Origin of the sequence: Moritella sp. Urea-trap-13, assembly GCF_002836355.1 — a bacterium.
In the GTDB taxonomy this organism is placed as follows: domain Bacteria; phylum Pseudomonadota; class Gammaproteobacteria; order Enterobacterales; family Moritellaceae; genus Moritella.
The window spans coordinates 139,909-160,318 of the sequence record NZ_PJCA01000040.1; the positions used below are offsets into that span (position 1 = coordinate 139,909).

The following is a 20,410-nucleotide window of genomic DNA, read 5'->3' on the forward strand; positions in this document are numbered from 1 at the left end:
GCAGATTCAATAAAATGTAGCGCGAATAATATTTTTATTCAGCTACATTCTTCTCTTCATCTTCTTTGTCTTTGTCGTTGTCCTGTCCTGATAAGTATCTAACTTTTGGTCGTTTAATATTATTTTTTAGTGTTATATATTCTAAGTAAACTTTTAAAAATAGCGGTTAAATCACATTGACTGGTCTGACCTTACTTGGTTTTATCTGTTTTTGTTACTAACCTAAGAATGTTGCTGTTTTTTTTAATATTTCGTTAAGAACACCTTTCTAAAATTGAATTCCCGACTAACCTTATTTCTACTGAATTATATTTTGATTAAAATTTGTTTCTAGTTAGTTTTATAGTTGTTGCTAGGTATGTTTAATTTTAAGCGTGGTTTCATGTGGAGAGACTCGCTTAGGGAGATAGAAAAATGGAATTATCTAACGAGTCGAATGCACTAGACGTATATATGTATCAAGTAAACCAAAGCAGTAAGTTATTAACTAAAGAGGAAGAGTACGAAACCGCGTTAGCTTCTAATGACGGTGACGTCAAAGCTCGACAACGTATGATCCAATCTAACTTACGTTTAGTGATTAATATTGCCAAACGTTATCAACATACTTCACTGCCGCTCGTCGATATTATCCAGGAAGGGAACACTGGGTTGATCCATGCGGTCGAAAAATTTGATGCCACTAAAGGCTTTCGTTTCTCTACGTATGCAGTTTGGTGGATCAAGAATAATATCGAACGCTTTATTATGAATCAATCACGCACTATTCGCGTGCCAATTCATATTGGTAAAGTATATAAACGTATTTTAAAAACCGCACGTGAACAAGAATTAGACTTGCAGTGTACCCATGATGTGATGGCATTGGCAGAATTTCTGGAAATGCAGTACCAACAAGTTAACGAAGTGTTATCCTATTATTTCAATGAAGCAAGTTTAGATAAAACAATCGTCACGGATCGTGATTCGAGTACGGCTTTGGTTGATATGTTAGAAGATTATTCTATTTGTAAACCAAACGATGAACTCGAAGATGCAGATACATTATGCTATTTGAATGAAGTATTAGGCCATTTATCTGAACGTGATAGAAAAATCATTGAATTAAGATTTGGGTTAGGTGAAGAAGATCCACTGACTCTGCATGTTATCGGCGAACGTCTATCTATGTCTAGAGAACGAATTCGCCAAATAATTAATTTAAGTTTACAGAAAATTCAGCCTGAGTTGCTGCAAAATACAGTACAAAAACAAGATTATCTCAATTAAATAATCGTCCTCAGTGCTCGCTAATTTTCTGTATATGTAAAAAGGAATATATTTTCAGCTATTATCGTTATCTTTAGTTTTTTTCTTTAGATTATGATAGCTTAGCCGAGTATATTCCTTCGTCATTTTAGCCCGTCCAGTAGTTACGACCGGTAGCATACTGCACTCTTTCATATATATGAGATATCAATGAGCACCACAAACCGTCCTCTGTATTTACCCTACGCTGGCTCTGCATTATTAGAAACACCTTTATTAAATAAAGGCAGTGGTTTTAGTGCTATTGAGCGTCATAGTTTTAACCTTACGGGATTAATCCCGCCGATGGTTGAATCTATCCAAGAACAATCTGAACGTGCATATAAGCAATTTTCTGGATTTGAAAGTGCGATGGATAAACACGTTTATTTACGTAATATCCAAGATACTAACGAAACATTGTTTTACCGTTTAGTGGATAATCATCTTGAAGAGATGATGCCAATTATTTATACCCCTACGGTTGGTGCTGCTTGTCAGCAATTCTCAAATATCTACCGTCGTGCTCGCGGTTTATTTATCTCTTACCCTGAACGTGAAAATATCGATGATATTCTACATAATGTAAATAAGCAGAATGTAAAAGTCATCGTAGTAACGGATGGTGAGCGTATTCTTGGTTTAGGTGACCAAGGTATCGGTGGTATGGGTATCCCAATTGGTAAACTGTCACTTTATACTTCGTGTGGTGGTATTAGCCCGGCGAACTGTTTACCTATCGTATTAGATGTTGGTACTAATAACGAAAAGCTGCTGCAAGACCCTATGTATATGGGTTGGCGTAAGCCGCGTATTGACCAAGATAAATATAATGAATTTTTAGATTTGTTTATTGACGCAGTAAAACGTCGCTGGCCAAACGTATTGTTACAGTTTGAAGATTTCGCTCAACAAAATGCCATGCCGTTATTACAACGCTATAAAGATAAGATTTGTTGTTTTAATGATGATATCCAAGGTACTGCAGCGGTTACTCTTGGTAGCCTAATGGCTGCTTGTCGCGCAGCAAAAACTAAGTTAAGTGAACAAAAAGTCACTTTCTTAGGTGCGGGTTCTGCAGGTTGTGGTATTGCCGAACAAATTGTTGCGCAGATGAAATCTGAAGGTTTATCTGATAGCCAAGCGCGTGCTCGGGTATTTATGGTTGACCGTTTTGGTGTGCTCACTGACAAAATGCCAAACTTATTAGATTTCCAACAGAAGCTCGTACAACATCAAGGTTTACGTGATGAGTGGAATATCGATAGCGATGTGATTTCATTACTTGATGTAATGGTACATGCAAAACCGTCTATTCTTATTGGTGTATCAGGACAGCCAGGTTTATTCACTGAGCAAGTAATTAAAGCGATGGCCGCGAATACTGAACGCCCGATTGTATTCCCGTTAAGTAACCCAACTTCGCGTGTTGAAGCAACACCACAAGATATTATTCGTTGGACCGAAGGTCGTGCACTTGTAGCCACTGGTAGCCCGTTCCCACCAGTGAGCTATGGTGATGAGTTGATCACTATCGCCCAATGTAATAATAGCTACATCTTCCCCGGTATTGGTCTAGGCGTACTTGCAGCAGAAGCAACACGTGTAACCAATGCAATGTTGATGGCAGCAAGTCGTGCATTAGCTGATTGTTCGCCGTTAGGTCGTGATGGACAAGGTCCATTGTTACCGTCATTAACGGATATTCATTCAGTTAGTAAAGAGATTGCTTTTTGGGTTGCAAAAACAGCACAACTACAAGGTGTGGCACTGCAAACATCAGATGATGTGATCCGCAAAAATATTGAAAAGAATTTTTGGTTGGCAGAATATCGTGATTACAAGCGCGTTGCTAACTAGTTAATACTCCTGAATAAATAATTCATACAGGTGTTCTCTCCTGATGTTCAAAAAAACCAGCTACTTTAGCTGGTTTTTTTATTGTTTTTATTGAGTATATGTTGCAATAAGTGGTGCTGAGTAACAATTTTGCAAAAAATACTTACCTATTGGACATATAATTCTGGCTTGACCAGCTATGTTTAGTAGAATGCGTGGCGTTTCCCTATCAAATTGAAATTAACCTTAGGAGTTGGCCGGATGACCACATCATTTTATTCGCAAATTCAATCTCAGCTAGAACAAACTAAAGCTGATGGCCTTTATAAAAACGAGCGAGTGATTACTTCTGCCCAAAATGCCAACATTCAAGTGGCCGGTAATGAAGTCGTTAACTTTTGTGCGAATAACTACTTAGGTTTAGCTAACCATGCTGATCTTATTGCAGCGGCACAAGCAGGTTTAGATAGCCACGGTTTTGGTATGGCGTCAGTACGCTTTATCTGTGGTACACAGGACAAACATAAAGAATTAGAAAGCAAAATCAGTACTTTCCTTGGTATGGAAGATACTATTTTGTATACCTCTTGTTTTGATGCAAATACAGGTTTGTTTGAAACAATATTAGGTGCAGAAGACGCGATTATTTCCGACGAACTAAACCACGCATCAATCATTGATGGTGTGCGTCTATGTAAAGCAAAACGCTTCCGTTACAAAAATAACGACATGGCATCATTAGAAGAACAGCTTATTGCTGCAGATGCGGCTGGTGTACGTCACAAGTTAATCGCCACTGACGGTGTATTCTCAATGGATGGCGTGATCGCTAATTTAGAAGGCGTTTGTGATCTTGCAGACAAATACAATGCCATGGTTATGGTTGATGATTCTCACGCTGTGGGTTTTGTTGGCGAAGGCGGTCGTGGTACTCCTGAACATTGCGGCGTAATGGATCGTGTTGATATCATCACTGGTACATTAGGTAAAGCACTGGGCGGTGCATCAGGCGGTTACACATCGGCTAAAAAAGAAGTCGTTGATTGGTTACGTCAGCGTTCACGTCCATACTTATTCTCAAACTCTGTTGCACCAGCGATTGTTGCAGCATCAATTCGCGTTATCGAAATGATGGAAGATGGTCATGAGTTACGTGCAAAAGTTAAAGCAAATGCAGAACATTTCCGCCGTGAAATGAGTGCAGCAGGCTTTACGCTTGCAGGTGCTGATCATGCGATCGTACCGGTAATGATCGGCGATGCAGCACTTGCAGCTGAAATGTCTGAGCGTTTATTAGCAGAAGGCATCTACGTAATCGGTTTCTCTTTCCCTGTGGTACCACATGGTAAAGCCCGTATTCGTACACAAATGTCAGCAGCGCACAGCATAGAACAAATTGATATTGCCATTGCCGCGTTTACCCGTATCGGTAAAGACCTTGGTATTATCTAAATAGACAATTAGTTAAGCTTCGAAGTAGTTCTTATCTACGACTTAGAGTCTAAGTGGCGAAGCTTAATATCATCGAGACAAGTGGATTTAAGAAAATGAAAGCATTAGCAAAATTAAAACCTGAACAAGGTATTTGGATGACAGATGTGGAAAAGCCAACGCTTGGCCACAATGACCTGTTAATTAAGATCCGTAAAACTGCAATTTGTGGTACTGATATCCATATTTATAACTGGGATGAATGGTCACAAAAAACAATTCCAGTACCTATGGTTGTAGGCCATGAGTATGTGGGCGAAGTCGTTGGCATTGGCCAAGAAGTACGTGGTTTCACTTTAGGTGATCGTGTTTCTGGTGAAGGTCACATCACCTGTGGTCACTGTCGTAACTGTCGTGCGGGTCGCACACATTTATGCCGTAACACTACAGGTGTTGGTGTTAACCGTGAAGGTGCATTTGCTGAATACCTAGTTATTCCTGCATTCAATGCATTTAAACTACCAGATGATGTTTCTGATGACATGGCTGCTATTTTTGACCCGTTTGGTAACGCTGTACACACGGCATTATCATTCGATGTTGTTGGTGAAGATGTATTAATCACCGGTGCTGGTCCAATCGGCATCATGGCTGCTGCAGTATGTAAGCACGTTGGCGCACGTAATGTTGTGATCACTGATGTGAATGAATATCGCTTAGACCTAGCACGTAAAATGGGTGTTACTCGCGCTGTAAACGTAGCAACTGAATCACTTAAAGATGTGATGGACGAGCTGAAAATGACAGAAGGCTTCGATGTTGGTCTTGAAATGTCAGGCGTACCATCTGCATTTAGCGACATGCTAGATAAGATGAATCATGGCGGTAAAGTAGCCATGTTAGGTATTCCACCAAGCACGATGAGTATCGAGTGGGGCAATGTTATCTTTAAAGGTCTGGTAATTAAAGGTATCTACGGTCGTGAAATGTTTGAAACTTGGTATAAAATGGCTGCATTAATTCAGTCAGGTTTAGATTTAACGCCAATCATTACCCATCACTTCCCAATTGATCAATTCCAAGAAGGTTTTGATATTATGCGTTCAGGCATGTCAGGTAAAGTTATCCTCGACTGGGCATAATATAACGCTAATCACCTAGATTAACGCGAAAAGGGTAAGTCTGAGATAATCAGGCTTACCCTTTTTTTATGCGCTGTAATTTATGCTATGATCTACATAAATCACCTGAATCAAAGATAGTCATGACTGAAAGCAATACCGACAACAATATCGAAAAAAGTACCGAAAACAATATCGAAACCACTACTGAATCAGCTATTGCAGCGACTACTGAAGATTGTTCGCTAGTATCAGATATAGATATAAACTTAGCCCTTACGCCCGAACAGCGACAAGCTGACGACCGTTGGATGCAGCATGCGATCATGCTCGCAGGTAGAGCGGAGGCGATTGATGAAGTGCCGGTCGGTGCGGTTGTAGTACTTGATGATAAAGTCATTGGTGAAGGTTGGAATCAAGCGATTAACTTACACGATGCGACTGCACATGCTGAAATCATGGCATTGCGCGCAGCGGGTAAAACCGTTGAGAATTATCGTCTTATTGATGCCACTCTGTATGTGACGTTAGAACCCTGTGCTATGTGTGCAGGTGCGATGGTGCATAGCAGGGTGAAGCGGTTGGTATATGGCGCGGTAGATTTAAAAACGGGGGCTGCAGGCTCGGTATTTAATTTGGTAGAGCATGCGCAATTGAATCATCAAATTGAAGTTCGTTCAGGCGTTTTTGCTAGTGAGACCGGCGCATTATTGAGTAATTTTTTTAAACGTCGCCGTAAAGAGAAAAAAGCCCTGAAGCTGTTGCAGAAAGGTTAGTCTAGAATCGCGGGTTGGCCGTCAAATTCATTTTGTAAAAAGAAAGATCGCTGACGATTTAGTAGCGAACGGTTGGTTCTTGAACGTGTTATTTGACGTCGTGGTGATTTTATTTTTAATTTTGCTCTTTTCTTTAGCATCATGCTTTCCTTTGATTTTCGCTGCCTAGTCCTAGGCGTTTTTTATCTTTATGTTCATTAACATACAGTAATATAAATAACTTGCACATGAAACTTTTATGTCAGTTTTATGTGACTATTGTGACAGCTGTGACAGCGGATGAATGTTACTCTGCTGCACTGGTTTCCCATACTTGATTTGTTTTTGTGGAAATTTCAAGACCCACGTCACGGGCAACTTGTTCGGTCATGTTTATTTGTTCGTCAAACCAGCGCAAGCTATCGTAATATTTACGGATATTGCTGACATACTTCACCGCTTCATTCCCCCTTGCATAGCCAAAACGCGTATATTTATACCATTTACGTTGCTGTAATAACGGGATGATCGCTTTAACTTCAGTCCAGCTATTTTGATTACCACCGAGTTTTGCGGTGATTTTCCGTGCATCAATTAAATGACTGTAACCAATATTATAGGCGGCTAAGGCAAACCAAGGTTTTTCATGTTCAGCAATGGTATCAGGCAGCCGGTTAATGAGCTTGGTTAAATAGGCAGCGCCCGCTCGTACACTTTGCGTCGCATCTATACGTGAGGTAACACCAAATTCTCTGGCAGTCGGCCAGGTCAACATCATCATGCCACGTACCCCAGTCGGCGATTTTGCTTTTGGATTCCAATGGGATTCTTGGTAACTGACAGCGGCGAGTAAGCGCCAATCTAATTGACCTGCATGCTCACGAAATAAAGCCTCGTACTTAGGTAATTGTGAGTCCACCCGACGTAAGAAAGTACGGGTATCAACAAAATCAAAAGTATCGATGTGGCCAAAGTACTTTTCTTGTAGTTGTTCCATCGATCCAGATATTTGCTGCAAGGTAAAAAAAGCCAGTACAGCATTGGCTATCGAATCATCGTCACTTTTGTCCATCATCCAAACCACATCAAGTTCATCCTCCAATACGAAGGCTTTATTTAGATGAGGGTAATAATATTGATGTTGAGACAAAGAGGTATCATCAGCGATTGCGAGCTTGATGTTACCTTGTTCTAAATTACTGAATAAGATCTCTTCGTCAGGAAAGGTCTTATAAGTAATATTGAGTTCAGGGTTTTCACGTTGCAGTTTTTGCACATATTCTTCATGGCTAGAGCTTTTTACCACATATATAGGATCTACAATTTGTTGTAGGTTGCGTGGTCTCAGGCTGCCTTTACGGTAAATGAGTAATTGTTTTACTTCATAGTAGCTTGGGCCCATGCGGAAATCTTCGAGGCGGTTTTTGGTGCGGGTTAAACCTGCGGCTGATAACGCAAAGGGTTTCTTTCTAGTGGCTTCTGCTTCCTGCATACTTTTCAGTGAATGGTAAGGATGAATGATTAATTCCACACCGAGATAATCACTGAACTGTTTTAATAATTCATATTCCAGACCAGCCGGTTTATTGCCTTCAATATAATAGTTAGAAGGGCCATAAATAGTTTTTACATGCAGTTCGCCCGCTGCTTGGATCTTTTCTAATTGGGTTCTGGTGTCTTGTTCTTGCATGCAGCCAGAAACGGCCACGCTTAAGATGAAGATCAAGCAAGGTTTAAAAAAGAGCTGTAAGCGTGCTAAAAATGTCTGCAAGTCATAACCTTTTAATATGAAGATATAAATATCTATATGAGATCTATCTTTATAGCGTTTTCGTTACCATTACACAATAGTTAATCACTGTGAACTGTATAAAAACACAGGTGGTATCATTATGAAATGATAATGTTATCAGTACTGTTAATGATGTTATCGGCTAAGGCGCAAAAAAATTTATTAGTAAATGAACTTGTTGTTCATGTAACGCTATCGTTATGGTCATAATTTGCATATAATGGCCGGGATTTTTCCCCAGTAACCCTTATTAGTGAGAAAAAGTTAATGCATATAATGCGAGGAGCGCCAGCGCTCTCTGAGTTTCGTACTAGCAAGCTAGTCGAACGATGTAATGATGTAGGATTATCGGATATAACAATTTACGCGGAGTACATCCATTTTGCCGATGTAACAACCCCGCTCAGTGACAAAGAACGGAGTGTCCTGGAAAAATTGTTGACCTACGGGCCAAGAATTACAGAGCACGCTCCCGAAGGAACTCTCCTTCTCGTCACTCCTCGTCCCGGCACTATCTCTCCTTGGTCTTCTAAATCTACCGACATCGCAATCAACTGCGGTCTTGCTAACGTAAAACGTCTTGAACGTGGCATCGCTTACTACCTCTCTTCATCTACACCACTTACACCAACCCAACTACAAACTGCTGCAAGCCTAATGCACGACCGTATGATGGAAACTGTATTTGACTGTCTAGATGCAGCGGAACAATTATTTGTTCAAGCACAAGCGCGCCCATTGAAGTCTGTTGATATCTTAGCGGGTGGCCGTGAGGCACTTGTTGATGCGAACGTTAAATTAGGTTTAGCACTGGCTGAAGATGAAATAGATTATTTGATTGCCAGCTTTACGCAGTTAAAACGTAATCCAAATGACATCGAATTAATGATGTTTGCCCAAGCAAACTCAGAGCATTGTCGTCATAAGATTTTTAATGCGGATTGGACTATTGATGGCCAAGACCAAGAGAAATCATTATTCAAGATGATTAAGAACACCTTCGAGCAAACGGGTGATCATGTTTTATCTGCATATAAAGATAATGCTTCTGTTATGGAAGGTTCAAAAGCCGGCCGTTTCTTCCCTGATCCACAAACGCAGCAGTATGAATATCATCAAGAAGATATTCAGATCCTGATGAAAGTTGAGACTCACAATCACCCAACCGCAATCTCTCCTTGGCCTGGTGCCGCGACAGGTTCTGGTGGTGAAATTCGTGATGAAGGCGCAACGGGTCGTGGTTCGAAACCTAAAGCAGGCTTAGTTGGTTTCAGCGTATCTAATTTACGTATTCCAGCATTTGAACAACCGTGGGAAACCGACTTTGGTAAACCAGGTCGTATCGTTAGTGCATTAGACATTATGCTAGAAGGCCCACTTGGTGGCGCAGCATTTAATAACGAATTTGGTCGTCCTAACCTATTAGGTTATTTCCGTACTTATGAAGCTGAAGTTAACAGCCATAACGGTGTGGAAATACGTGGTTACCACAAGCCTATTATGCTTGCGGGTGGACTCGGTAATATCCGTGACCAACACGTACAAAAAGGTGATATCCCAGTAGGCGCGAAACTTATCGCACTGGGTGGTCCGGCAATGAACATTGGTTTAGGTGGCAGTGCTGCTTCATCAATGGATTCAGGTCAATCACACGAAGATTTAGATTTTGCTTCGGTACAACGTGAAAATCCAGAAATGGAACGCCGTTGTCAGGAAGTTATCGACCGTTGTTGGCAGATGGGTGAAGACAATCCAATTGCCTTCATTCACGATGTGGGCGCGGGCGGTTTATCCAACGCATTCCCTGAACTTGTACATGACGGTGGTCGTGGTGCTAAGTTTGAATTACGTGATATTAACAACGATGAACCAGGCATGTCACCGCTTGAGATTTGGTGTAATGAATCACAAGAACGTTACGTTATGGCTGTAGCACCTGAAAATCTTGCTACATTCGAAGCGATCTGTAAGCGTGAACGTACGCCATTCTCTGTGGTTGGTGTCGCGACTGAAGAGTTGCATTTGACTGTAACGGATTCGTTATTAGACGAAACGCCGATTGATATGCCAATGGAAGTATTATTAGGTAAAGCACCTAAGATGCACCGTGACGCAACAACGCTAGTGACTGAAGGTCAAGCATTAGACTTTACTGGTATTACCGTTAAAGATGCGTCAGAACGTTTATTACGTTTACCGGCAATTGCTGAAAAGACTTTCTTGATCACCATCGGTGACCGCTCGGTAACGGGCTTAGTTGCACGTGACCAAATGGTTGGTCCTTGGCAGGTTCCGGTTGCGGATTGTGCAGTAACAGCAGCAAGTTTTGATACTTACGCTGGTGAAGCAATGGCAATTGGTGAACGTACGCCACTAGCCTTGTTAAACTTCCCTGCATCAAGCCGTATGGCTGTTGCTGAAGCATTAACAAACATTGCAGCAACAGAAATTGGCGATTTAACCCGTATTAACCTTTCTGCTAACTGGATGTCTGCAGCGGGTCACCCAGGTGAAGATGCTGGTTTATACGCGGCTGTTAAAGCGGTTGGTGAAGAACTTTGTCCTGAATTGAACCTGACTATTCCAGTAGGTAAAGATTCAATGTCAATGAAGACGCGCTGGGAAGATAACGGTGAAAACAAAGAAGTTATCTCACCATTATCACTGATTATTACGGCGTTCGGTCGTGTGACTGACGTACGTAAAACGGTCACTCCACAGCTACGTACTGACAAAGGCGCGACAGACCTCATCCTTATCGATTTAGGTAATGGTCAAAACCGTCTAGGTGCATCTTCATTAGCACAAGTATACAAGCAACTGGGTCAACATACACCAGATGTGGATAGCTCAGAGCAGCTGAAAGGCTTCTTCGATGCAATGCAAGTATTAGTGAAAGAGCAATCTTTACTGGCTTATCATGACCGTAGTGACGGTGGTTTATTCTCAACAATTACAGAGATGGCATTTGCTGGTCACTGTGGTGTTGATGTTGAACTTGATATGCTCGGTACGGATGATCTTGCTGCACTTTACTCAGAAGAGTTAGGCGCAGTTATCCAAGTTTCTGCAGCAATGAAAGAACAAGTACTGACAACTTTAGCAGGCCACGGTCTTGCTGCATGTTGTCATGTAATTGGTTCTACAAATGCAGATGACATGGTGCGTTTCACGCGTAATGGCGCAAACGTATTAGCTGAAAGCCGTACTTACTTCCGTGCAATTTGGGCTGAAACAACCCTTAAAATGCAAGCTCTGCGTGACAACCCAAGTTGTGCACAGCAAGAGTTCGATCTTAAACTTGATGTGAAAGACCCTGGTCTTAACGTTAACTTAAGCTTCGACGTCAACGAAGATATTGCCGCTCCTTACATCATGACAGGTGTACAGCCTAAAATGGCGATTTTACGTGAGCAGGGTGTAAACTCGCAAACGGAAATGGCGGCTGCATTTGATCGTGCTGGCTTTGCTGCTCAAGATATTCACATGAGTGATATTCTTAGTGGTCGCGTTAACCTTGAAGACTTCGCTGGCCTTGCCGCTTGTGGTGGTTTCTCTTACGGTGACGTACTGGGTGCGGGTGAAGGTTGGGCTAAATCAATCTTATTCAACCCACAAGCACGCGACCAGTTCGCGGCTTTCTTCGCACGTGAAGACAGCTTCTCACTGGGTGTATGTAATGGTTGTCAGATGTTATCTAACTTGGGTGAACTTATCCCAGGTTCAGAATTATGGCCACGTTTCGTGACTAACCAATCGGAACGTTTTGAAGCACGTTTCAGCTTAGTTGAAGTACCGAAAAATCCGTCATTATTCTTAGGTAACATGGCTGGTTCAAGAATGCCTATCGCTGTATCTCACGGTGAAGGTCGTATTGAATTACGCGATGATGCCCATCTGCAAGCACTGAGTAACAGTGGTACAGTGGCTCTTAACTTCGTTGACAACTACGGTCAACCAACGACGCAATACCCATCAAATCCAAATGGTTCGCCATTAGGTATTACTGGCTTAACAACCACAGATGGTCGCGTAACTATCATGATGCCGCATCCGGAACGTGTATTCCGTACTGTGAGCAACTCATGGCATCCAGAAGAATGGGGTGAAGATAGCCCATGGATGCGTATGTTCCGTAATGCGCGCGTTAACTTAGGTTAATAGTTTAGGTTAATAGCTTAGGCTAATAAGGCTTAAATTAAGCGTTTAAGTTACTCGTCATTCGGTTGATGTGTTAATAAAAAAAGGTCGCAATTATTGCGGCCTTTTTTTTGCATTTTATCCGTACTATATTGATGATGCGCTTTTTGCTTTGCATCATAGCAAGGTTGTTTAATAAGTGATTTTAACCCTATGAAATTATATCTATGTTTAATTGTGCTATAGTCTCGATTGTCGTCGTCAATATATTAATTTATGAGTAGGAAGGATAATGGGTCAGTCACAAGGTTTATTATTATTTAAATTGAATCTGCAGCAGAAGTTTGCGATTGGTACCTTGAAAGTACAAGAGATTGTGCCTTCTACACGTCTGTATTCGTTACCAGGTTCTCACCCTATGGTCATGGGCGCAGCGACGCTACGTGGTCGAACTATTCCTATTATTGATATGGCGAGTGCGGTAGGTTACCGCCCAGTCACGAAAGAAGAATACGATTCGTGTAATATTATTATTACCGACTGTAGTCGTCAGATAGTTGGTTTCTTGGTACGTCATATCGACAAGATCATGGAGTGTAGCTGGAAAGATATTTCAGCACCGAGCCCTACGCTTGGTTGTAATATTTACACTACTGGCGTCATGGAGCTAGAAGGGAAATTAGTGCAATTGATGGACGTAGAACGTTTGTTAGCTGATATTTACCCTGATGATGCGAATGTCGAATTACCTCAGTTCACGGCCGCAGAGCTTGAAGAGTTACGTAATAAAGAGATCCTTGTGGTCGATGATTCAATGGTTGCTCGTAATCAACTTGCTAGCGCGCTAGATGCTGCTGGGATCCATTATCAAGTATCTAAAAATGGTCAAGATGCGCTAACTACCATGCAATCGGCTGTTGAATCGGGTAAGCCAATTGATGTCTTGGTGAGTGATATTGAAATGCCTGGACTCGATGGTTATGAAGTGGCATTTGAAGTGCGTAGTACGCCTAATGTATCGGCGACTTATATTATTTTACATACGTCATTATCCAGCGCAATTAGTACCGAACGTGCCCAGCAAATTGGTGCCGACGAAGCGCTAACTAAATTTGATGCCAGTGAGTTAATGCAAGCTATTTTACGTGGTGTAAAAGGTCGCGAAAATATTACTTAATGTAATATAAAAATGTGAGAATGTTGATATTACATTTTTATACAGAAATAAAAAAAAGCGCTAATAAGCGCTTTTTTTGTATCTGTCATTCATTGCTGAGCGGTTTGTTGCTTAGCTTAATTCACCGCAAAAACGGTAACCTTCACCGTGGATTGTCGCGATGATTTCTGGCGTATCTGCAATGCTTTCAAAATGCTTACGGATACGACGAATCGTTACATCAACAGTACGATCGTGTGGTTTCAATTCTCGGCCTGTCATTTTTTTCAATAACATTGCACGTGTTTGAATTTTACCTGGGTTTTCTACGAAGTGTAGCATCGCACGGAATTCACTACGTGGTAGTTTAAATGAATCATCCAGCGGACTAATTAAAGAACGGCTGTTGATATTTAAACGCCAGCCATTGAATTCATATTCTTCAATGATGGCTTTTTCTTCGTCTGCTACAGGCAACTTAGTAAAAGTACGGCCAAGTAGGTTACGCGCACGGATAGTTAATTCACGTGGGTTAAATGGCTTGGTAATGTAATCGTCAGCACCAATTTCTAGACCTAAAATCTTGTCAACTTCATTGTCGCGACCAGTTAAAAACATCAGAGCTACATTATGTTTGTCACGTAGTTCACGTGCTAACAATAAGCCATTTTTACCTGGAAGGTTAATATCCATGATTACCAAGCTGATCGGATTATTGGCAATGATCTCATACATTTCATCGCCGTTACTTGCTTCATGTACTGAATAGCCTTCAGCTTCGAAGATGCTTTTTAGGGTGTTACGTGTAACGAGTTCATCTTCTACGATAAGAATGTTTGGGGTTTGCATAAACGTACCTAGTTCCGCTTTGGATCAAATAGTGCCCTGTTAATTGATAGAGTATCTACGCAATTAACTCAGGAGTAAGAGTAATACATCCATGAAATATAAGACTATTTATCTAAAACAGCGAGCTGCGGCAGAATATCTAGTTTTATGGCTTCCTTAACTATAGGATTATATGTTATTAACAGCCGCATAACAACCTAATGTAATTATGTTACGTAATAACTAAACATGATTTGATATTTATCAATTAACCCTCATTGGTTATATTTTAGTTAAATAAGGTGGTTACAAAGTAAGGCTTAATTAATTATAGTAACTAAGCATTATATTTCATAGTTGTTTAAAGTATATAAATCAATCTGTTACATTGATAATGTTAATTTTTCAGGTTGTTTAACAGCGGTATCAATGAGGCTAAATCCAGTACATATTTACCGATGAAGCCTGTTGATAACGGCTATTTAAGATAAAAAAAATTTCATTAATCTAATTTTGGCTCCGGATTCGTATCCATTTATGCCTGTACTGCTGGTTTATAGTGCTTATTTGCACAGTTTATCGATATAAATAGAGTGCTGTATTATTTATTTTCAGCGACTTATTTTGGAGTGTCAAAATAAGCGTTGCAAAAGCACTATTTAATTCGTAAAAATGTAATCAAATTACAACTTGGTAAGTTTTATTGAGACAGAATTATCTATGTATGGACTTTGTTAATTAATTATAGATTGGAATAATTGATCTGCGCTAATATGTTAGTAATTGTAGTTAATTTTGCAGTTATTAACGAATTAGACAGTATTACTATTAATGAATTAGACAAGATTGCTATGGGATTGTCAGCTATCAACAATAACGACGCTAAGGATGGACTATGTTAGACCTATTACCCGATCTGTGTGATCAACATTTCGATAAATTATCCGTGATGGACCCTATTTTCCAAAGTTATGGTAAAGCGACTATTTTTAGTGGCCAAGCCGTTACGGTTAAATGTTTTGAAGATAACTCTTTGGTAAAAGAACTCGCTGCCACATCAGGGCAAGGACGTATTTTAGTGATTGATGGTGGTGGCTCGACACGGCGTGCCTTGCTGGGCGATATGATTGCTGAAAATGCAGTCAGTAATGGCTGGGCTGGGTTTGTAATTTATGGTGCGATTAGAGATGTTGCTACGATTAATACATTGGAGCTTGGTGTTAAAGCGATCACAGCTTGTCCGGTTAAAACTGAAAAGCGTGGTTTAGGCGATGCAGGTATCGATTTACAATTTGCCGGTGTGAGCATTGCAGAAGGTGATTATATCTATGCTGATTTAAACGGTGTTGTGGTCGCGAAAGAACCCTTGCTGTAACTAGCTATCTATATTCATCTATAGCTATCTATAAGTAGATAAGTAGATAAGTAGGTAAGCAGATAAAGTAGATAAACTGCCAGTAGGTAAATAGATAGGCAGCTTTAGTGGTAGAAAACTAACGCTACCTATCTAGCAACTCATTAATCCATTAATCTATTTATCGCGCTATACATCGCGAATAAAACGTCGTGCCCGACGATAAGGGAATACATCATTGTATTTACCGCGGCTAATATTATCTTGCAGTCCTTTCCAGTAGTTAGCATCCAGCAAATCAGCATGATACTTCTTAAACAGCTTGTTAATTTCAGGTCGTGATAATAAGAAGGTTTCAAACTCTTCCGGAAAGACATCATTAGGTGCCACGGCAAACCAAGGTTGCGCCATCATCATGTCTTCTGGATAGCGTGATTTGGGAATATAGCGGAAGTTCACCTCGTGCATATAAGAGATCTCATCATAATCGTAGAAAATCACCCGATTATGGCGGGTCACGCCAAAGTTTTTAAATAACATATCACCTGGGAAAATATCCGCGGCAGCGAGCTGTTTGATGGCATTGCCGTATTCATCAATGGCGTTATCCAGTTCTTGTTCATTGGCCTGTTCAAGATACATGTTTAGCGGGATCATCTTACGTTCAATATACAGATGCTTGATCACCACTTTAGTGTTGGTCAGTTTGATGACTGACGGCGCGACAACTAATAACTCATCGAGCAATTCTTGACTGAAACGTTCTTTGGGAAAGGCAAAGTTTTTAAATTGCTGGGTATCGGCCATACGACCAACACGATCGTGGGATTTTACGATCTGATACTTGGCTTTTACCGTGGCATGATCGATTTGCTTCGGCGGCGCAAACTTATCTTTAATGATCTTAAATACCACATCATAAGAGGGCAGAGTGAATACGCTCATCACCATGCCTTTAATACCCGGGGCAATAATAAACTGATCGTCAGAGTTATCGAGGTGCTTTATATAGTGGCGAAATAGTTCGGTCTTTGCATGTTTTTGGCAACCAATCGCCGAGTAGATCTCAAAGTTAGTTTTATTTGGGATCATCGGTTTTAAAAACTGCACTATGGCACCGGGTTCGGGTGCATAGACAAAGAAATAAGCGCGGGCAAAACCGAATAGAATACTGGTTTCTTCTTTTTCAAAAATGACTGTATCTAAATAGATCTCGTTTTCTTCGTTATTTAAAATCGGAAATACCAGTGGATACATTTGCCCATCAGCAAAGATCTTACCCATCAGGTAAGCGCCTTTGTTACGATAAAATACTTCATTAAGCATGTGCACTTCGATGTGTTTAGCATCGGTGAGTTGCTTCGGGGCATGTTGATTAAGGTAATCCACTACATTTTCCAGATCGCGGTTTAAATTCTCCCAGCGCGCTGTAAAAGTATAACCCGTGATGATCTTGCGTAAGATCTCGGAAAAGTTGCCACCGCGAGTATAGCTGCGATAAAAGTTATTTGGGTATGTTGGGTCACGCAAGCGATTGGCGTTGGTAATAAATAACTGGTCTTTGTAGATGTTGGTGTGTTTAAACACGCGGCGATAAACCGAATTAAAGAAGCTCTCGGCAATTTCAAAATTGGGGTAATGTTGTAATAGCGCTTCGTACTCGCATTTAATACTTTGTAGAAATGGCTGGTCGGCTTCTGTTTCGGCGGCGAGATCTTGCATTTGTTGCGCGGTTTTACCGACGTGGTAATCATACAGGCTGATACGTTTTTTGGCGGCGATTTGTACACCATGCCAGTCGGCGTTTTCAAAACGTAATTTTGCCCCACGGGTGACTTCTAAAAAGCGGCTATAGAAAGCATCACACGACGCTAATATAGAACCGGCTATTTGCGCTTCTAATACTTTTTCCATACAACAAATCCTTGTACTTAAGACATGTCACAATATGGCAATGTTTTTACATTATTTCAACATCTTTACACCTGTTTAGCGATGTAGAGTGAAACAACTAAATCTATTTTAAACTTGATTAACATCGCATTTTTTGATATTGCTATAGGTATTGAAATTATTAACAGATTAATTAAATATTTTATGACTTATTGCTTAGCGTTCATTACCACCACCATTATTAACACTGTTATTACAACGGTGGGATGATTCGTAGGGCTAAGACAGAAATAATGAAAAAGCCCGTTACCATTTAGGAACGGGCTTTTTTGTATCAACAAGGGAGCAAAGGATGCGAGTTTTAAAATTTGGTGGTACATCGTTAGCGAATGCTGAACGATTTGCCTGTGCTGCAGATATCTCTGTGAGTAACATTGAACAATCACAGGTAGCATTGGTATTATCTGCACCAGCAAAAGTGACCAACAATTTGGTTGCCGCGGTGCAACAAACAGTTCGTGGCCTTGACGCGGAGTCTTCACTCGCAGAAATCGACGATATTTTTAGTGCGCTTATTGCAGGCTTGAAAACGCAGTACGTTAATTTTAATGACGAATTAGCATTAACACAGGTAGCAACATCGTTAGCGACATTAAGAGAATACTTATACGGCGTTAAATTATTATCGCAATGCCCGGAAAATATTGAAGCAAAAATCTTATGCACAGGTGAAAAGCTCAGTATTGTGTGCATGGAACAATTGTTATTAGCACGCGGCTTTAAAGTTGAAGTGATCGTGCCACAAGACAAACTTGTTGGCCAAGGCAGCGTATTAGAAGCATCGGTAGATATTGATGCCTCACGTGCGCGTTTCGAACAAGAGCCAATTAAAACCGACCACATTTATTTAATGCCTGGTTTCACTGCGGGCGACGAAGAGGGCAACACAGTTGTTCTTGGCCGTAATGGTTCAGATTATTCAGCGGCAGTATTAGCTGCATGTCTGTATGCGGACTGTTGTGAGATTTGGACCGACGTAGACGGTGTTTACGCCTGTGATCCACGCTTAGTTAAAGATGCCAAATTGCTTAAAACATTAAGTTATCCAGAAGCAATGGAACTGTCTTATTTTGGCGCTAAAGTATTGCATCCAAAAACCATTGCCCCGATTGCTCAGCACCATATCCCTTGTTTGATTAAGAATACTAAAAACCCTGAAGGCGAAGGCACCCTGATCGGCGGTTTGATGTCAAAAACCCAAGCCGAAGTTAAATCATTATCAGAGCTAAGCGGCATGACCATGATTAACGTATCAGGTCCGGGCATGAAAGGTATGGTTGGCATGGCTGGCCGTATTTTTGAAACGGTATCACGTGCGGGTGTATCCATTGCCCTTATCACTCAGTCATCTTCAGAATACAGCGTTAGCTTCTGTATCCACAGTTATGATGCCGGTAAAGCTAAGCTAGCATTGAATAGCGAATTTAAGCTAGAGATCAGTAATCAGTTACTTGAGCCTATCGAGATGCGTGATGGTTTAGCTATTGTGTCACTGGTTGGTGACGGCATGCGTAAAGCCAATGGTATCGCGGCGCGTTTCTTTACCGCATTAGCCCAAGCATCGGTTAACCTTGTGGCGATTGCCCAGGGCTCGTCAGAACGCTCAATTTCTGCCGTTATTGATGAAAGCAAAGCCAACGAAGCCATTAAAGCATCGCACAATATCTTCTTTGGTAAGCAACAATACATCGACTTATTCTTATTAGGTTGTGGTGGTGTTGGCGCGGCATTAGTAGAGCAAATCAAACGTCAAAAAGCATTTTTAGCAGAACGTCAAATTGAGATCCGCGTATGTGGTATCGCCAATAGCCGTCAAATGTTATTAGACTCAGAAGGTTTGTCATTAACAAGCTGGGCTGATGATCTTGCTGGCAGCGATATTGAATTCTCATTAACGACGCTGGAAGACTTAGTTAAAAACAGTCATATCATTAACCCTGTGATTGTGGACTGTACCAGTAATGATAATCTGGCGAGTCAGTATGTTGATTTCCTTGGCAGTGGTTTCCACGTAGTCGCGGCAAATAAGAAAGCCAATACCATGAGCATGGATTATTACCACGAATTACGTTTAACCGCGTTGAAAACTCGTCGTCGTTTCTTATACGATACGAACGTTGGTGCTGGGTTACCGGTTATCGAAAACCTGCAGAACTTATTAAGTGCTGGCGATCAGTTAGAACGCTTTAACGGTATTTTATCGGGTTCTATGTCATACATCTTTGGTAAATTAGATGAAGGCATGAGCTTCTCGCAAGCGACAGCACAAGCACGTGATAATGGTTTTACTGAACCGGATCCGCGTGAAGATTTAAGCGGCATGGATATCGCTCGTAAACTGTTAATTATTGCGCGTGAAGCGGGCATGGATTTAACCTTAGACCAAGTTGAAGTTGAAGAAGCAATCCCAGCTGGCTTTGATGCCACAGGGACTAATGAAGAATTCATGGCTAACTTGCCAAAAGCAGATGCTTATTTTGCTGACTTACAAGCAACTGCAGCACAAGAAGGCAAAGTATTACGTTATATCGGTCAGATTGAAGACGGTAAATGTAAAGTATCCATTGCCGCAGTGCCGGAATCTGATCCACTGAATAAAGTCAAAGATGGCGAGAATGCATTAGCGTTTTACAGCCGTTATTATCAACCAATTCCGATGGTATTACGTGGTTATGGTGCAGGTTCAGAAGTGACTGCAGCAGGCGTATTTGCCGATGTATTACGTACCCTTAACTGGAAGCAAGAGGTTTAGTC

12 protein-coding genes are annotated in these 20,410 nt (G+C 41.0%); 9 read left to right on the forward strand and 3 right to left on the reverse strand.

The window, feature by feature from the left end:
• Positions 1-414: 414 nt before the first annotated feature.
• The 5 genes from CXF93_RS21130 to tadA all read left to right on the forward strand — a co-directional run bounded on the left by CXF93_RS21130 (position 415) and on the right by tadA (position 6,454).
• Positions 415-1,269: an RNA polymerase sigma factor RpoD/SigA gene (locus tag CXF93_RS21130; RefSeq protein ID WP_101064478.1), complete on the forward strand. Its 855-nt coding sequence runs from the start codon at positions 415-417 to the stop codon at positions 1,267-1,269.
• 189 nt (positions 1,270-1,458) lie between these two features.
• On the forward strand, positions 1,459-3,147 hold the full coding sequence (locus tag CXF93_RS21135; protein ID WP_101064479.1) for an NAD-dependent malic enzyme: 1,689 nt from the start codon (positions 1,459-1,461) through the stop codon (positions 3,145-3,147).
• Between the two features lie 240 nt (positions 3,148-3,387).
• Positions 3,388-4,578 carry a glycine C-acetyltransferase gene (locus CXF93_RS21140; protein ID WP_101064480.1) on the forward strand — a complete coding sequence of 397 codons (1,191 nt, stop codon included), beginning with the start codon at positions 3,388-3,390 and terminating at the stop codon, positions 4,576-4,578.
• A 95-nt stretch (positions 4,579-4,673) separates the two neighbouring features.
• Positions 4,674-5,699, forward strand: coding sequence for an L-threonine 3-dehydrogenase (gene tdh / locus CXF93_RS21145; RefSeq protein WP_101064481.1), 1,026 nt, complete (start codon positions 4,674-4,676; stop codon positions 5,697-5,699).
• A gap of 122 nt (positions 5,700-5,821) precedes the next feature.
• On the forward strand, positions 5,822-6,454 hold the full coding sequence (gene tadA / locus CXF93_RS21150) for a tRNA adenosine(34) deaminase TadA (protein ID WP_369832249.1): 633 nt from the start codon (positions 5,822-5,824) through the stop codon (positions 6,452-6,454).
• 286 nt (positions 6,455-6,740) lie between these two features.
• Here tadA and mltF read toward each other — a convergent pair whose 3' ends face one another.
• The gene (gene mltF / locus CXF93_RS21155) at positions 6,741-8,204 is read right to left on the reverse strand and encodes a membrane-bound lytic murein transglycosylase MltF (RefSeq protein ID WP_101064482.1); all 1,464 of its coding nucleotides are present in this window, start codon (positions 8,202-8,204) and stop codon (positions 6,741-6,743) included.
• Positions 8,205-8,492: 288 nt separating this feature from the next.
• On the opposite strand from mltF, the gene purL reads away from it, so the two are divergent.
• Both purL and CXF93_RS21165 read left to right on the forward strand, forming a co-directional pair.
• Complete coding sequence (gene purL / locus CXF93_RS21160; protein ID WP_101064483.1) at positions 8,493-12,386, forward strand: phosphoribosylformylglycinamidine synthase; 3,894 nt, start codon at positions 8,493-8,495, stop codon at positions 12,384-12,386.
• Between the two features lie 271 nt (positions 12,387-12,657).
• Positions 12,658-13,542 carry a chemotaxis protein gene (locus tag CXF93_RS21165; RefSeq protein ID WP_101064484.1) on the forward strand — a complete coding sequence of 295 codons (885 nt, stop codon included), beginning with the start codon at positions 12,658-12,660 and terminating at the stop codon, positions 13,540-13,542.
• Positions 13,543-13,653: 111 nt separating this feature from the next.
• On the opposite strand, the gene arcA is transcribed toward CXF93_RS21165, so the two are convergent.
• A complete protein-coding gene (arcA, locus tag CXF93_RS21170; protein ID WP_101064485.1) occupies positions 13,654-14,370 on the reverse strand; it encodes a two-component system response regulator ArcA in 717 nt (238 codons plus the stop codon).
• A gap of 874 nt (positions 14,371-15,244) precedes the next feature.
• On the opposite strand from arcA, the gene CXF93_RS21175 reads away from it, so the two are divergent.
• Positions 15,245-15,724 (forward strand): putative 4-hydroxy-4-methyl-2-oxoglutarate aldolase, encoded by a 480-nt coding sequence (locus tag CXF93_RS21175; RefSeq protein WP_101064486.1) that lies wholly within the window; start codon positions 15,245-15,247, stop codon positions 15,722-15,724.
• A gap of 168 nt (positions 15,725-15,892) precedes the next feature.
• Here CXF93_RS21175 and aceK read toward each other — a convergent pair whose 3' ends face one another.
• Positions 15,893-17,617, reverse strand: coding sequence for a bifunctional isocitrate dehydrogenase kinase/phosphatase (aceK, locus tag CXF93_RS21180; RefSeq protein WP_101064487.1), 1,725 nt, complete (start codon positions 17,615-17,617; stop codon positions 15,893-15,895).
• A 331-nt stretch (positions 17,618-17,948) separates the two neighbouring features.
• On the opposite strand from aceK, the gene thrA reads away from it, so the two are divergent.
• Entirely contained in the window at positions 17,949-20,408 is a 2,460-nt protein-coding gene (gene thrA, locus CXF93_RS21185; protein ID WP_101064488.1) for a bifunctional aspartate kinase/homoserine dehydrogenase I, read from the forward strand.
• The last annotated feature ends 2 nt before the right edge of the window (positions 20,409-20,410 follow it).

Excerpts from the sequence above, each read along its gene's own strand:
- CXF93_RS21130 (WP_101064478.1), top strand. The coding sequence starts at position 415 with ATGGAATTATCTAACGAGTCGAATGCACTAGACGTATATATGTATCAA.
- CXF93_RS21135 (WP_101064479.1), top strand. The coding sequence starts at position 1,459 with ATGAGCACCACAAACCGTCCTCTGTATTTACCCTACGCTGGCTCTGCA.
- CXF93_RS21140 (WP_101064480.1), top strand. The coding sequence starts at position 3,388 with ATGACCACATCATTTTATTCGCAAATTCAATCTCAGCTAGAACAAACT.
- tdh (WP_101064481.1), top strand. The coding sequence starts at position 4,674 with ATGAAAGCATTAGCAAAATTAAAACCTGAACAAGGTATTTGGATGACA.
- tadA (WP_369832249.1), top strand. The coding sequence starts at position 5,822 with ATGACTGAAAGCAATACCGACAACAATATCGAAAAAAGTACCGAAAAC.
- purL (WP_101064483.1), top strand. The coding sequence starts at position 8,493 with ATGCATATAATGCGAGGAGCGCCAGCGCTCTCTGAGTTTCGTACTAGC.
- CXF93_RS21165 (WP_101064484.1), top strand. The coding sequence starts at position 12,658 with ATGGGTCAGTCACAAGGTTTATTATTATTTAAATTGAATCTGCAGCAG.
- arcA (WP_101064485.1), bottom strand. The coding sequence starts at position 14,370 with ATGCAAACCCCAAACATTCTTATCGTAGAAGATGAACTCGTTACACGT.
- CXF93_RS21175 (WP_101064486.1), top strand. The coding sequence starts at position 15,245 with ATGTTAGACCTATTACCCGATCTGTGTGATCAACATTTCGATAAATTA.
- aceK (WP_101064487.1), bottom strand. The coding sequence starts at position 17,617 with ATGGAAAAAGTATTAGAAGCGCAAATAGCCGGTTCTATATTAGCGTCG.
- thrA (WP_101064488.1), top strand. The coding sequence starts at position 17,949 with ATGCGAGTTTTAAAATTTGGTGGTACATCGTTAGCGAATGCTGAACGA.